General features: G+C 45.7%; 10 protein-coding genes. 3 read left to right on the top strand and 7 right to left on the bottom strand.

Features of this window, described 5'->3' with window-relative positions; all coding sequences use genetic code 11:
• Positions 1-20: 20 nt before the first annotated feature.
• The 4 genes from MKY23_RS08955 to MKY23_RS08940 form a co-directional block, all read right to left on the bottom strand.
• Positions 21-3,281, bottom strand: a complete 3,261-nt coding sequence (locus tag MKY23_RS08955) for an endo-1,4-beta-xylanase (protein ID WP_339837330.1) — start codon at positions 3,279-3,281, stop codon at positions 21-23.
• 369 nt (positions 3,282-3,650) lie between these two features.
• Positions 3,651-4,682 (bottom strand): LacI family DNA-binding transcriptional regulator, encoded by a 1,032-nt coding sequence (locus tag MKY23_RS08950; RefSeq protein ID WP_339837328.1) that lies wholly within the window; start codon positions 4,680-4,682, stop codon positions 3,651-3,653.
• 139 nt (positions 4,683-4,821) lie between these two features.
• The gene (locus tag MKY23_RS08945) at positions 4,822-5,817 is read right to left on the bottom strand and encodes a globin-coupled sensor protein (protein ID WP_339837325.1); all 996 of its coding nucleotides are present in this window, start codon (positions 5,815-5,817) and stop codon (positions 4,822-4,824) included.
• Positions 5,818-6,057: 240 nt separating this feature from the next.
• Positions 6,058-7,953, bottom strand: a complete 1,896-nt coding sequence (locus tag MKY23_RS08940) for a PrkA family serine protein kinase (protein ID WP_154886827.1) — start codon at positions 7,951-7,953, stop codon at positions 6,058-6,060.
• A 361-nt stretch (positions 7,954-8,314) separates the two neighbouring features.
• Between MKY23_RS08940 and MKY23_RS08935 the strand changes: the two genes are divergently transcribed.
• Positions 8,315-9,190 (top strand): DUF2161 family putative PD-(D/E)XK-type phosphodiesterase, encoded by an 876-nt coding sequence (locus tag MKY23_RS08935; RefSeq protein WP_154958232.1) that lies wholly within the window; start codon positions 8,315-8,317, stop codon positions 9,188-9,190.
• A gap of 99 nt (positions 9,191-9,289) precedes the next feature.
• On the opposite strand, the gene MKY23_RS08930 is transcribed toward MKY23_RS08935, so the two are convergent.
• The 3 genes from MKY23_RS08930 to MKY23_RS08920 form a co-directional block, all read right to left on the bottom strand.
• On the bottom strand, positions 9,290-9,916 hold the full coding sequence (locus tag MKY23_RS08930; protein WP_222592227.1) for an FMN-dependent NADH-azoreductase: 627 nt from the start codon (positions 9,914-9,916) through the stop codon (positions 9,290-9,292).
• Positions 9,917-10,105: 189 nt separating this feature from the next.
• Positions 10,106-11,329, bottom strand: coding sequence for a PLP-dependent aminotransferase family protein (locus MKY23_RS08925; RefSeq protein WP_090919952.1), 1,224 nt, complete (start codon positions 11,327-11,329; stop codon positions 10,106-10,108).
• 180 nt (positions 11,330-11,509) lie between these two features.
• Positions 11,510-12,166 carry a response regulator transcription factor gene (locus MKY23_RS08920; RefSeq protein ID WP_090919949.1) on the bottom strand — a complete coding sequence of 219 codons (657 nt, stop codon included), beginning with the start codon at positions 12,164-12,166 and terminating at the stop codon, positions 11,510-11,512.
• Between the two features lie 431 nt (positions 12,167-12,597).
• Between MKY23_RS08920 and MKY23_RS08915 the strand changes: the two genes are divergently transcribed.
• The gene (locus MKY23_RS08915; protein ID WP_154886832.1) at positions 12,598-13,008 is read left to right on the top strand and encodes a hypothetical protein; all 411 of its coding nucleotides are present in this window, start codon (positions 12,598-12,600) and stop codon (positions 13,006-13,008) included.
• The gene (locus MKY23_RS08910; protein ID WP_090919943.1) at positions 13,005-14,069 is read left to right on the top strand and encodes a phosphodiester glycosidase family protein; all 1,065 of its coding nucleotides are present in this window, start codon (positions 13,005-13,007) and stop codon (positions 14,067-14,069) included. Before MKY23_RS08915 ends, MKY23_RS08910 begins: the two co-directional genes overlap by 4 nt.
• Positions 14,070-14,291 lie beyond the last annotated feature (222 nt).

The raw sequence follows: 14,291 nt of genomic DNA, 5'->3' as shown, positions 1-14,291 counted from the left end.
CCAAAGCGTGTTCAGTAATTCTACTTCTTTACCAATAACAGACTACCGAATCCGGACGTATCGCGGTACGAATTGCCTGAAGGATCACTCCACATGAAGACACTGCTACGTTTCCCGTCTCCAGCACCGTCATCATTCACCTGCAGATCGAACCCGATCCATTTGCTTTGCTTGGCGTTCACATTCTCCAGCGGAATAGCTGCCTCTACCACATATCCATCCTTCGTCAGACGTGTACTTGATTTGAACAGCTCTTTACGGGCATTACCACCGAACGAAGTTTCATTATCGAAATTAACTCGATACTGGGCATCATCGTCCTCATAACTGCTCGTTTGATTTTTATTCAGATCAATGAATAGCTCAATGGAATCTTGTTCATGTGCGTTAGCACTTTTTTTACTGAGCAAAGGGTCTTTGACATCAGCAAGTACGTAAAGATACTTTTCATCCCACAGCAACTTCGCCTTGGCCTTAGCACCGGCATTTCCGGCAACCTTAACATCCGTTGTGATGGTCACTGCTTTTTTCCACAACTTATCTTCCTTACCATCAACAACAGGAGTTCCATATGAAACTTTGACTTGTTTTAATGCAGGGCCTAACTTAAGCTTGCCCCGACTTTCCTTTTTCTGCGGTTGCTGATTATTCGTATCGTTCCAGACAATAACGGAAGTTTTATTGTTAGGCTGTTTATCCGTAATGCGGAAATCCAGAGATAACACCTTGCTTTCCGCTAGATCAGCTGCGGAGAACGGCAAGGATGCATAGACAATATATCCCGATTTATCCTCCTTCACTTGGTACAGCTTCTGATCTTTGCCTTTGCCGCCATCCCGATGAAAGACGTATTGTCCATCTTTCGGTGTCGTGTTTTTCTTGCTGGTTGCCATATCTTCCGGGCTGACAAACACCTCTACCTGGTCGCCTTTCTGACGTGTGGCGTCTTTGACTTCAATACGCAGGTTCAGTTTTTTCCCATCCCATAATGACTTCACTTGACCTGTAGTTCCTGCTGTGCCTTCGATGACATGTGAAACCGGTTTGGCCTGAACAGCTCCCCAGAGAATATCTTCCTGCCCTTTACGGTCTGGCAAGGATACTTTGGCTTGTGCGGCTGTCCATTCATTTCGATATACAGGTAAGGATGCGGGGTCAACCAATGCCCAATAAGCAGGTTTAGCTTTCAATTTACGGTCAAACAGCAGCGGCGCATCCTTTCTGCCTTTGACAGGGAAATCATCCAGCCATGTGCCGTCATCAGCAAGTCCCCATAACGTCACACTGTCCATAACACCACGATCATCAAACTCCTTGAACAGATCAAAGAGCGCACGGTAACGATAAGCCTGCTCCAGCATCATCTCATCGGTCACAGGTTTCTCCTGCTCCGAGTTCCCTGAATAGATCGACATATCCAGTTCTGTTACTTGAATGTGAACCCCCAGAGCAACCGCCCGGTTGAACGCTTCACGAATTTGTTTTACATCCGGTCCGTACATCGACACATGCATTTGAAAGCCGATAGCATCAATCGGTGTACCTTTAGCCAGCAGTTTCTCCACCAGTTTGACCATGTCGTTCATTTTGCTGACACTGCCTTCGATACCGTAATCATTGATCACCAGTACCGCGTCAGGATCAGCCTCGCGTGCATAACGGAAAGCCAGTTCAATGTAGTCACTGTCATCTCCGTCACCGTCTACATCGCCAATGATATCCCGCCATTTCGAATTGCTCGCCTGATCACGCAGACCGCCGCCGTCCGAGATGACTTCATTAACAACATCCCATGTATGCACTTTACCCTTGTAACGGCTCACAATTGTTTGGATATGTGTTTTCATACGTTTCAGAAGTTGCTCACGCGTAGCTGGCTTCGATGGATCATTAGGATCGGTGAAGAACCAGTCAGGCACTTGACTGTGCCAGAGCAGCGTATGACCTCTGACCTCCATATTGTTCGCTGCAGCAAAATTAACCAGCCGGTCTGCTTCAGACCAGACAAAGTTGCCCTCCGTCGGCTGCATGGCATCCATTTTCATGAAGTTGCCCGCAGTAATACTTTTAAAATGTTTCTTAAGCAGATCCGAGTGCGGATCTTGTGGATCTAGAGCCGTTTGGTCAATTGCTGCGCCAAGAGCATAAGATGTCCCCAGCGTTTTGGCCAAATCCGGGATATCCTTCTCAATTGCGATCGCTTCCGTCGCTGTAATCTGAACATCATCAATGTAGAACGGAATCGTGTCTGTCTCCGTCACTTCAGAAGACTGCTTCCACGGTGTCTCGGCATACATCCGCAATCCGCTTACACCCGTGCTTTCTGCCGGCACGATGACATCTGCTTCGATCTTCTTCCACTCGCCTTTATTCAGTGTAGTGGAAGCAAAGGTTGCATATTCCAGCTTAGCTGCATCACCATTAAATTCCTTCTCCAATGAGCCGTTGATTACCTGCGTTGCAGGCCCTTCATCATACATCGCCCAGAAGGAGACATGAACCGTACTTCCCTTTTGCAAGTAAGGCAACACCTCTACCAACGGTCCATGATAAGTTTCCGTTCGGGAGGAGGTTTTCAAACTGCGGTTACTATTGTGTCCGATGCCGCTGACTACCTCCAGCTTTTCAGTACCGCGAGGTTTCCATTTTCCGATATTCCCATCTTCAAAATCAGCGTTAAACAAAGCTTTGCCCGGTTCTCCCGGCTCACCTGGATTCTCTGGAGCAGGTTTAACAAGCCGGATTTGGAACTCGTCTAACAAATAAGCAGCGGTTGCATCCGTGCTCTCCAGATACAGTTGCAGGCCACTGCCTTGTTCATAACTATATTGCCCTTGCAGCTTCACCCATTTCTGATCGGTTACTTGCTCGGCTGCGTTAACCTGATCATATTGCGCATCCCCGTTGCCATCACGGCGTTCCACGGTGAATTTCAGATTAGCCGGTGCTGAACCTGCAACCAGTTTCACGTAACCAGATATTTCAACGACAGCATTCTTGTCTACCACATCCGGCAATGACAATGAAGGTCCATTCCAGGCCTCTGTGCGACCTGTTGTTTTCAGAGAACGTGTACCTTGGTAAGCTTGATCTCCAGTCACGCCAACCGTTACTCCACCCCGGGCTGTCCAGCCTTGGGTCGTGCCATCCTCGAACGAATGAGACAACAAAATGTCACCTGCATTTGCTGCGCTTGCCTTCTGTTCTCCTGCTCCGATCCCTGGCAACAAACTAAAGATCAGAGTTGCTGCCAAGCATAACCTCAACCATTTTCCCCGCACGTCAATTCCTCCTTGTGAATTTCGTCATCCATCCTGTAACGCGGTCAAACATCGGGCATTTCACAACACACTTCTGCATGCATGGATTTCCTCTGCTGGTCTGTTAACTGGCAACATATTACGTCGCACGGATGGAATCAGGAACTTCAATGCACGGTTCTTAACCTCCTCAAGTGAGCCTGATTACGCCCTTGGGAACCTGCTTAACTTTCTAAGTAAGCGGTTACATTATCAAATTTATGTCATCATACCTTTTACTGTAAATATGGAAATTTAGTGTCCATCCCCCTCTTTTTATACTTATGATCGCCGCCCATGCCATTCGCACTTCAATATTAACGTATCATTCAGTAACAAAAAAAGCACAGCCTATGGCTGTGCAGGTAGTTCCGGATACGTTTCATTTACAGGCGCTGTCGTCTGGCGAACAATTAAATTCGATGGTTCCGTCACGACAGGGGGTGTATACGAGGGATTTTCAATCATCGCAATCAGATATTCAATGGATCGAATACCAATGGTGTAGATATTTTGATTCACCGTTGTTAATCCTGGCTTAAACACCTCGGCATAATACGTATTGTCGAATCCAACCACTGAGATATCCTCAGGCACACTGAAACCATGTTTTTCAATCTCATGAATCGCGCCAAAAGCAGACATATCCGAGGCACAGATGATGCCTGTAGGTTGCTCCCTAAGAGCCAGCAAACGCCGAGCTGCCTTGGCACCGCCATCAAATGAATAGTCACAGACTTCCAGATAGATCGTCGCATAAGGAATACCGCATAAACGAAGCCCTTCCTTGTACCCGTCTAAACGAAGGTTAGCAACAGCAGGTCCCAGTGTACCTGAGATGTAGGCAATCTTGCGATGCCCAAGTTCATACAGATGCTTCACTGCCATAGCAACACCATTAACATTATCTGTCGTAATGTAACCTGCACGTTTGCCAAACAGATCGGTATCTATGAACATGGTTGGAATCTCTGCCGTGACCAGTTCCTGAATGCTTTTGTTTTCCCGTCCTTCCCCGAAAACAACAACGCCATCCACATTTCGGCTACGGCAGTGCTTGATGAAAGAATATGTAGGGTCATCAAATCGAGTTGATAATCGAACAAGATCATAACCGCTATTTTCCAAGGCTGTTTTGATCCCTTCAAGTAACTCGGATACAAACGGATTCGTAAACGGAACGGTAAGCAGTACCCCCACTGTCCATGAACGGCGTTTAACCAGTCCACGAGCGACTACATTGGGTTGATATTTTAATAGTTCGATAGCTATATTCACTTTTTTACGTGTTTTTTCACTAACGTCCGGATAGTCGTTCAATACTTTGGAAACGGTTGCAACAGATACTCCCGCTTCTTTGGCCACATCATGGATAGAAGCCATCTAATCACCTCGACCTCTTTTTAAATCGCCTGTCTCCGGCTATATTTCTATAACAACAGCAGGTTTGTCTACCCATTATAGCTTATTACAACCGGAAACGGTATGGAAGGTTCCTGGTGCACCCGGGTTCACGTTACTGCTACAGTTTCCTCAAATCCGTTGCAAGCTTCTCCATCGCTGTGGCAAAAACGGCAAGCTCCGATGAACGTAAGGCCTGACTTTGCGCCCCACTCGACGTACGATCAGACTCATGTTGCACTCTCTCCAAGATCTCCATAATCTGATCCAGATTGGATTGGATTTTGCTTTGCGCGTCTCTGGAGCTTGCTGCCAGCTTACGTACTTCACTTGCCACCACTTCGAATCCGCGTCCGAACTCTCCGGCGTGTGCGGCTTCAATTGCAGCGTTCAAGCCGACAAGGTGACTTTGATCGGAAATCTCCCGGATAAGTTCACCCATTTTTTCGATCTGTTGCATCTCGCCGGTTAATTCCTTCAACAGAACATTGGCCTGATCTTGAGACACAACCGTTTCATTCGCTACAGCGGAGATGGATAACGCATTTTCATTTAATTCCGTAATCATACCAGTAAGTTCCTTTGTAATTTGTGTGATCGCTTGCAGTGTACCATCCTGATCTGCAGCGAGCTGGTGAAGCTGTTCTTTTTCTTTTTTTTCGTAAGCTTCCAGAACAAGCTGTGAATCCAGATTGAACATTTTGCTTAGTGCATGTATGACGTAGTGCCACGAATCGGGGATAAGCTGTTTAAATATGGTGGTAGCGATATCCAGATAGGCCATGTAAGCACCGAGATAATAGTTCGTTGTCAGTCCGATACGCGAATGAACTAATCCAATGGTGATCCGCTGTTCAATATAAGCATCGTCCACAATGCCGTCTGTCATGGATAACCAATACATCCGTTGTGTTTCCTTCAATCGTTCAATATTGGAAAAGCGGGCGATCAATTCTATTAATTCAGGATACTTCCCGACATGTTTGTAGAAGTGATCCACCACTTCTTCAACAACCTTTTTGAAGACAGGCCGATGATCAGCAAGTAGTTTCAAATCCTGTGCAGTTAACCCCACATAATCCAGTTGTTTTTGCCTTTCTGCCGAAATACTACTCATATCCGATCGGATCAACTCCTCCATAACTTTTTCAACCAAAATTAAAACAATTTTAATTGATTATAGACTAAACTACCTAAACACACATACACCCTAAGAACTATTTAATGTGGGATTGATTATATTAAATTGTAAATTATTGATGAATAATGATTTAATTCAATATAAAAAGGCCCTGAATCTGTTGTGAAGGAGCCTCACAACAAATCTTCAGGACCTAATTCGGAATGGTGCTACAGGTTAACGGTTAAGCAAACTTCCTACGTATCTTAGCAATTCATTTGCACTTGCAGCTGTGTATCCATGCTCTTCGATGAGACGTTTGATGACCTCATTCATGCGCTTCAATTGTGTGGCATCCGGTGTTTTCGTAGAAGTCGTAATCTTGACGATATCCTTGAGATCAGCGAACAGCTTTTTCTCAATGGCTTCCCGCAGACGATCATGACTACTGTATTCAAATTTGCGTTCCTTACGGGAGTATGCCGAGATCCGGATCAGAATCTCTTCCCTGAACGCTTTCTTCGCATTCTCGGAGATCCCAATCTGCTCCTCAATGGAACGCATCAGCCGCTCATCCGGGTCCATCTCCTCATCTGTCAGCGGATCACGTATTTTAGACCAGTTGCAGAACGCTTCAATGTTATCCAGATAATTTTCAAACAACGTTTTGGCTGACTCTTCGAACGAATACACAAATGCTTTCTGCACTTCTTTCTTCGCAAGTTCATCATACTCTTTACGTGCCAGAGCAATAAAGTTCAAATACCGCTCGCGTTCTTCCTTTGTGATCGAAGCATGTTGATCCAGTCCATCCTTAATGGCACGCAGGATATCCAGCGCGTTAATGCACTGAAGGTTTTGCTTAATCAAAGCGCTGGATATCCGGTTAATCACGTACCGCGGATCGATACCGGACATGCCCTCGTCCAAATATTCATTTTGCATTTCTCGCAGATCGGCTTCTTTATACCCTTCAACCTCTTCGCCATCGTACATCCGCATTTTTTTCACCAGATCCATGCCTTGTTTCTTCGTTTCCTTCAATCGTGTAAGTATGGAAAAGATCGCCGCTGTACGCAGCGCATGCGGTGCAATGTGCACATGTTTCATATCACTTTGCTGAATCAGCTTGGCGTAAATTTTCTCTTCTTCCGACACCTTCAGGTTATACGGGATCGGCATCACAATCATCCGTGACTGCAAAGCCTCGTTTTTCTTGTTTGAAATAAAAGACTTATACTCCGATTCGTTCGTATGTGCCACAATCATCTCATCTGCACTGATTAGGGCGAACCGGCCTGCTTTAAAATTGCCTTCCTGCGTCAGGGATAACAGGTTCCACAGAAATTTTTCGTCACATTTCAGCATCTCCTGGAACTCCATCAAACCACGGTTAGCCTTATTCAGTTCCCCGTCAAAACGATACGCCCGCGGATCGGATTCCGATCCAAATTCGGTAATCGTGGAGAAGTCGATGCTGCCTGTAAGGTCAGCAATATCCTGAGATTTCGGGTCTGATGGACTGAATGTACCAATGCCCACCCGGTTATCTTCAGAGATGATGACCCGTTCCACCGGAACCTTGCTGATGTCCCCACCAAATTCGGTGCGAAGTCTCATCTGGCAGGAAGGGCACAGATTGCCCTCGATGCGCACACCGATCTCTTTCTCTACATCGGGCCGAAGCTCCAGCGGAATAAGATGTAGCGGCTCCTCATGCATCGGGCATCCCTCAATGGCGTAAACGGCCCCTTTTTCCGTACGTGAAAATTGCTCCAATCCCCTTTTTAGCAGGGTCACCAACGTGGATTTACCCCCACTGACCGGTCCCATCAGAAGCAAAATCCGTTTACGTACATCCAAGCGGCGTGCAGCCGAATGAAAATACTCCTCCACCAGTTTTTCAATGGAACGATCCAAGCCGAAAATCTCCTGCTCGAAAAATTTGTAACGCTTGTGTCCCGAGGCCTCTTCTACCCCAAACGATTCAATCATCTGATACACTCGTGCGTGAGCCGTCATTGCCGGAGTCGGGTCCTCTCTCAGCAGTGCAATATAATCTTCAAATGTTCCGTTCCATGACAAACGGTCACTCTCTGCCCGATATTCCGCAACGCGTTCAAAAATATTCATGCTTGGTACCTCCCATGGCTCCTTTAGTGTGATTGTCAACCATTCCGAATGGTATGAAGAAATCAATAGAATTGCAGCTCCTGCTTGAATACCCTTCTGCGGTCCGGCTTAGTCCCGCTACCTTTGTTACAATGGTCTTGTATGGATGTGAAAAGTGTATTACATACCTATGCGGCAACTTGGATAAGTTGACCTCTTTTTTTCAAACCTTGATCCTGAATTTTACGTATGTGCTGTTCTATCAGACATCTTGTGACCTCAGAAAAAAAAGCATGAATATGCTATAATGAAGGTTCTAATGATGGAAACCGGACAATGTGGCGAAGGCAGACAGAGCACCTTCGGGAGAGGAGTAGAGAGCATGGCTATACAATATGAAACGGAGCTGTATTCCCCTGTCAAAACTTTTTTTGAACAGCGCGGCTTTGATATCAAAGCCGAGGTTAAGCACTGTGACCTCGTCGGCATGAAGGCAGATCAGACGGACCCCCTTATTGTCGAGATGAAAAAAACGTTTAACCTGTCTTTGCTATTGCAAGGTTTGCAACGCCTGAAAATCAGCCCACTCGTATATCTGGCTGTGGAGCGTAACCGAAGTAAACGCGGAGCGGTCAATCAGCGTTGGAGTGAGCTAACAGCACTGTGCAGGCAGCTCGGCCTGGGGCTGTTAACCGTCACTTTTTACAAAACCAAAGCACCTCTAATTGATGTATTATGCGAACCCACGGTGATATCAGGTACTGTGCGATCCCTCCCGGTAGCTCGCAAGAGCGGGATACGTCGCCAGCGCCTGCTGAAGGAATTCGATGAACGAAGCGGAGACTATAATACAGGAGGTAGTACAGGCCGCCAGCTGATGACGGCTTATCGGGAAAAGGCTATACGTGTCGCCGCCGCGCTAAGGTCCAGTGGTGAATCTTCACCTGCGGCACTTGCCCGTCAGACAGGTGTAGGCTCAGCGGCAGCCATTTTGCAGAAAAACTATTACAGCTGGTTTGAACGTATTTCCCGTGGAAAGTATATGCTCACCGTTAAAGGTGTGGAGGCATTAACGGAACATGCACTTATGATGCAAGACCAGGGACTGACGGCCGGGGAAATAGAAGCATGGACTAAGCATGATCAATTGAACACATTCAATGTAAACTCGACTTCATCCGAAGATTGGGCACAGGAAGATCCTGTTCAGGTTGCCGAAGTCACCGAACGATATCTCCTGAACCCAACCAAGAACTGAACTGAACGATATGATGAACGATAAGCTCGCCAAAAACATACAAAAAAACGCCCGTTATCTCCTTCCGGAGACGACGGGCGTTTTCCATATGGAATTGGATTAGAAGCTTGCTGCAACTTCTTTAGCCAATTTCAAGCCAGCTTCCACGATCTCTTGGGAACGATCAGGAGAAGCATTGTGACCTTCTACAACAACAACCTCAGGGTTTTGGATGCCCCAGAAGCCAAGTACGTTCGTTACATAACGAACGGACATTTCAGCAGATGCCATAGGCTCTACGGAATATACGCTACCACGTGCGTTAAGCAATGCTACTTTTTTGTCGCCTACAAGACCTACTGGGCCTTCAGCAGTGTATTTGAACATTTTGCCTGCTTGGCTCAGGTAAGAGATGTAGTTAACCAGTGGTGCTGGAACAGTGAAGTTCCACAGTGGGAATGCAAATACCACTTTATCAGCTGCAAGGAATTGATCTTGCAATTGCTCAGCCAGTGTTGCTGCTTTTTGCTCTTCTGGAGTTGCTTCGATACCATTAGCTGCTTTGTAACCACCAGTGATTACAGTGTTGCCGTAGTAAGGAAGATCTGTATTGTAGAGGTCCAGCTCAGTGATGGTATCACCTGGATGGGACTCTTTGTATGCGCTCAGGAATGCATCGTACAATTGAACACTAACTGCTTGATCCGCAGGACGGTCATTAGCTTTAATAAAAAGAACGTTAGACATGTTAAAATTTCCCCCAATGATTAAAATGTATGAGTGTGTCCCCCTAACTCGCAACGATTGTTGCATCGTATTAAAGAAGTCGATCACTCATTAATTCATATTATATATAAAAATGTTAGTGGATGCAATAAGGTAATCTAGATGATTTGTAAACTAATCTGAAATTCTTTGGATGAAATCGCTCTACCTTTAGCTACGAGCGGTAAATTCTGAGATGGCTTCGTTAATCAAATTCATGCCAAGCAACAACTCATCCCGGCCGGGACGGCTGAAGTTTAACCGAATATATTGTTGATCAAGTGTTCCTGTGGAGCATAACGTTCCAGGTAGAAAAGATACACCCTTCAATAAAGCTGCCTTAAGCAGCGCCTCACTGTTCAGTCCTTCCGGCAATCGCACCCATAGATACATTCCACCCTGAGGAATGTTATAGCTACATCCCTTCCAGCCGGGTCTCTTCAACAACTCAAGCATTAATTTAAGTCTTGTTTTATATTCCCTGTTCAGCATGGATAAGTGATCGCTCCATCGAAAAGGTGACTGAGCGAGCAATTGGTACAGTAGTCGCTGATTCATTGGACTGGATTGTCCATCCGCAATTCGTTTGACGGAGGCCATTGCCTGAATCAGTGATGGATGTCCCGCAGCCCACCCTGTGCGGAGTGCAGGTGCAACTGTTTTGCTGAAGGACCCGATGTAGAGGACATGTCCACCTTGATCTGCAGTGTCCAATGCGAAGAGTGAAGGATACTTGCGATAGAAGGTAGCTGGCTCCAAGCCGTCAAAATGCAACTCACCATAGGAATCATCCTCAACAAGCAACACACCGTAACGCGCACACAGATCAAGAACAGCTTCTCGTCGTTCCAGGCTCCACAAAATCCCCGTGGGATTGGAAAAGCTGGGTGCAGCAAAAAGCAGCTTCGGTCTCACCTGCTGCATGTGCTGTTCCAATAAATCTGGTAAAATTCCATCCTGATCTCCCATAACAGGTACAATTGTGGCTCCTTGCATTTCGAGTACTTCAAGACAACCGGGAGAAGTCGGATGTTCAACAAGTACAGAGTCTCCCGGCTCCAGTAACAGACGCATCACGAGATCGATTGCCTGTTGGGTGCCTGTAGTCAGCAAAATCTGATTGGAGACAGTCCGGATACCCTTGCGCTTATTCCAATCATTATTCAACCATTCTCTTAATGGAGCATATCCACCTGGCTCACCATACTGCAATGCAGAAGGTCCTGAACTAAATACGGACAACGCCGCTTCCTCCAAAAGTTTAAAAGGAAACAGTTCCTCCGCGGGCAATTCTTCAGCGAGAGAAATGAAATACTCCTTGCCAGACATCTCACGTATATCCCTCAGTGGTGAAGACAAAAGCCTGTTGGTACGGGAAGCAAAGAAATATTTCATGGATAGATCCCCCTTCATCCCTATTCCGAAACTGTTCTCGCAGCCGCCCTACAACCTATTCCGAATGGGCACCAAATATAACTGAACGAATACCTGAATTATCTCATGAAGTGAGGCAATCTGACTTTGACCTCTAGGAGCAATTTTATTATGACCAGCTAGGACCAGCGGAGACAATAATTAAGACACCGTCTTGGATTGTCTTGCATGCAAGGCATAACGTTCGATGGCCTGTGCTCTGCTGCTCACTTCCAGCTTCACATAGATTTTACGCAAGTAATTGTCTATCGAACGCCTGCTCACATTGATCTCACTCGCTATTTTATCATAGGTTACCCCTTGAACAATTCTTTCCATAATAAAAGTTTCTGTCTCGGTTAGTTCAATTATACCTTCTTCAGACTGTGAATCGGCAGGTTGCCCCCAATCCTCACTGTTTAACCAAGACATGGGTATTGAAACGTAGCCTTCTCTTAGTCCGGAGATCAGATGAATCAATTGGCTTGGCGAAGCCTGTTTGGATAACATGCCGCTTGCACCGAGGCTCATCAGGTAACGAAACAACTTTACGTTATCTTCATCTGTCAGAATAATAATATGTGTCTCGTTCGATAGCCCTTTGATTTGAGCGATGTACTGATCTGCCTGCCCTTCTGGCAAACGATAATCCATGAGAATCAAATCAGGCTTGTGCGCACTCACCAGTTCAAGACCCTCCGTTCCGGTCGAAGTCATACCACGTACCGTCAGATCCTGTTGCTCTTCCAAGATTAATTTTGTTCCCAGCATGCTGGTGGGGTGGATATCTACGATGACCACCTGCCATACTTTTTTCATTGTGGTTCCCCCTGTTATGTATTGGACAATTGACTTCTGTTTTCCATCTATATCCTTTATGCGACAGTCCGAGTATAGATGAAGCTAAGGTCGGATTATGTCGAATAAAAGGAAAATACAGGACTCAGCGCTCAAAAACTCTGTTTTCTGACTGTATTCTACTGTAGAAAAGGCAAGATGGGCCCCATTCCATGCATGAAATGATCAAAACCTAGTATAAAATTCCTGCATTTCTATCTAAAAAAGTCGAAAAACCTGCCCAAAGTTCCTACTTATTGCATCTATAAGAAATTGTATCCTAGGACTTCCTTCCGATGCAATCTCTTTTTGATCTATTATTTAAAGAATTTCATTTTTGCGTAATCAATAGCACCATGATAGAATGAGGATTGGAATTTTTTAATCTAATATATAGAACCAGGAGTGATGTTATGAAACCATCCGACCCGTCTTCTGACATCCATCACACCCGGAGCGCCAAAGGTAAGATCAGATCATCCGTTAAATGGTTTCTGGTCATGTGGATCGTTCTCATTGCACTAGGAGTCACTGGAACCTACTATTATAGTAATCACCTCCAGCAACAGATGATCAACCAGCTTCAGGTCCATACTGAGCATCAGATTGACGCATTGAAAAGCGATTATGAAAAGCAACTAACAACGATCTCTTCAGAAGTTGCAGCATTGCAAGGACAGGTTCAGTCCTTCAATGAACTGCTTACGTTCACCAAGGACAATGCAAGCAACAAAACAGACAACAGCAACAAATTGTATACGCAATTGAGCGAAGTGAAGAAACAACTGGAAGCTCTCCAGAAAAAGATGGACTTGCTCAAATGATTACACCCGTGAAACAGGTTAATCGTGTTTTTATGCTTGCACTCGCTCCTTTTATAGGATTGATCATATGTTTGTTGCTATTTCGTCCTGAATTAGAAGTAGGATCTATCATGCCTACAAGCTTGCCAGAAGATCAGGTAACCTCTCAGACCCAAACAATCAGTAAGGAACTTGCGGGAGCAAAAGAGGCTGCTGTTCAAACTTCTTCTTCTATTAAAAGAACGACCCTGCTTTACAATAAAACGACCAGTACGATGTCTACCATTGTACAAAAGGCTAAAGTTCAAGCCGCTCGCCCGGAAACAATCTACAATAAGCGCATTACGTCCAAACTTGGCGTTCCTTTTGATCGTGTAGACAGTGATCGGATCACCATTGAACTGTACCGGGTAAACCCAGGCAGCTACAAGGGATATGCCATGAAGATCAAGCTGAAAGATCACAATGCGATGAAGATGGCCTTAAATAGTGAGCTAGGGCGATCAGAAACGACAATGCAGGCCGTGAAACGGAGCGGAGCGATTGCCGGGATTAATGCTGGCGGATTTGCTGACAGCGGCGGCAAGCGTTACCCCCTCAGCACTACCGTCATGGATGGGAAGTATATCAACGGTTTTCAGGCTAGCTTCAAAGACCTGTTCTTTGTCGGGCTAAACGATGATGGTAAGCTGGTGGGAGGGAAGTTTTTCGATAAAAGCTCCCTGGATCGCCTACACCCGCAATTTGGAGCGACATTTGTACCTATCCTTATGAAAAATGGACAGAAAACGATTATTCCAGACAAATGGAAGGTGTCACCGAAGCGTGCTCCACGAACCGTCATTGGTAACTACAAAGATGATCAATTACTGATTATGGTTGTCGATGGTTATAACGAGAGCGGAAGCTCAGGTGCTACCCTCGAAGAGATGCAAGGTCGACTTCTTAAACTTGGCGTGGTGGACGCTTATAATCTTGATGGCGGTGGCTCCTCATCGCTAATTCTGAATAATCGAGTCATCAATAACCCTTCGGATGGCAATCTGAGACCTGTTCCTACCCACTTTTTATTTTACAAATGATGGGACAGGGCATTCCTTTTCTAACGAATATGGTTATAATAGAAGTAAATGAGCTTGTGCAGGAGGTGCGAAGTGTATGTCGTTTTCACTGACATTCTGGATTATCGCAGTTGTATTAACGCTATTTATTACAGGCATCCTCACTTCATCCTACAACCAAGACAAAACAAAAGGCCTGTAACTGTAGGGCCAAGCCTCTCTTCGGAGGGGCTTTTTTCATGT

The organism is Paenibacillus sp. FSL R7-0272, from assembly GCF_037969905.1.
Taxonomy (GTDB): Bacteria; Bacillota; Bacilli; order Paenibacillales; family Paenibacillaceae; genus Paenibacillus; species Paenibacillus polysaccharolyticus.
The sequence above is the reverse complement of the archived record's forward strand: the minus strand, read 5'-3'. Positions and strand labels throughout refer to the sequence as shown.

Bases quoted from the DNA above. Each gene is read 5' to 3' on its own strand.
- MKY23_RS08950 (WP_339837328.1), bottom strand. From the start codon at position 4,682: ATGGCTTCTATCCATGATGTGGCCAAAGAAGCGGGAGTATCTGTTGCA.
- MKY23_RS08945 (WP_339837325.1), bottom strand. From the start codon at position 5,817: ATGAGTAGTATTTCGGCAGAAAGGCAAAAACAACTGGATTATGTGGGG.
- MKY23_RS08940 (WP_154886827.1), bottom strand. From the start codon at position 7,953: ATGAATATTTTTGAACGCGTTGCGGAATATCGGGCAGAGAGTGACCGT.
- MKY23_RS08935 (WP_154958232.1), top strand. From the start codon at position 8,315: ATGGCTATACAATATGAAACGGAGCTGTATTCCCCTGTCAAAACTTTT.
- MKY23_RS08930 (WP_222592227.1), bottom strand. From the start codon at position 9,916: ATGTCTAACGTTCTTTTTATTAAAGCTAATGACCGTCCTGCGGATCAA.
- MKY23_RS08925 (WP_090919952.1), bottom strand. From the start codon at position 11,329: ATGAAATATTTCTTTGCTTCCCGTACCAACAGGCTTTTGTCTTCACCA.
- MKY23_RS08920 (WP_090919949.1), bottom strand. From the start codon at position 12,166: ATGAAAAAAGTATGGCAGGTGGTCATCGTAGATATCCACCCCACCAGC.
- MKY23_RS08915 (WP_154886832.1), top strand. From the start codon at position 12,598: ATGAAACCATCCGACCCGTCTTCTGACATCCATCACACCCGGAGCGCC.
- MKY23_RS08910 (WP_090919943.1), top strand. From the start codon at position 13,005: ATGATTACACCCGTGAAACAGGTTAATCGTGTTTTTATGCTTGCACTC.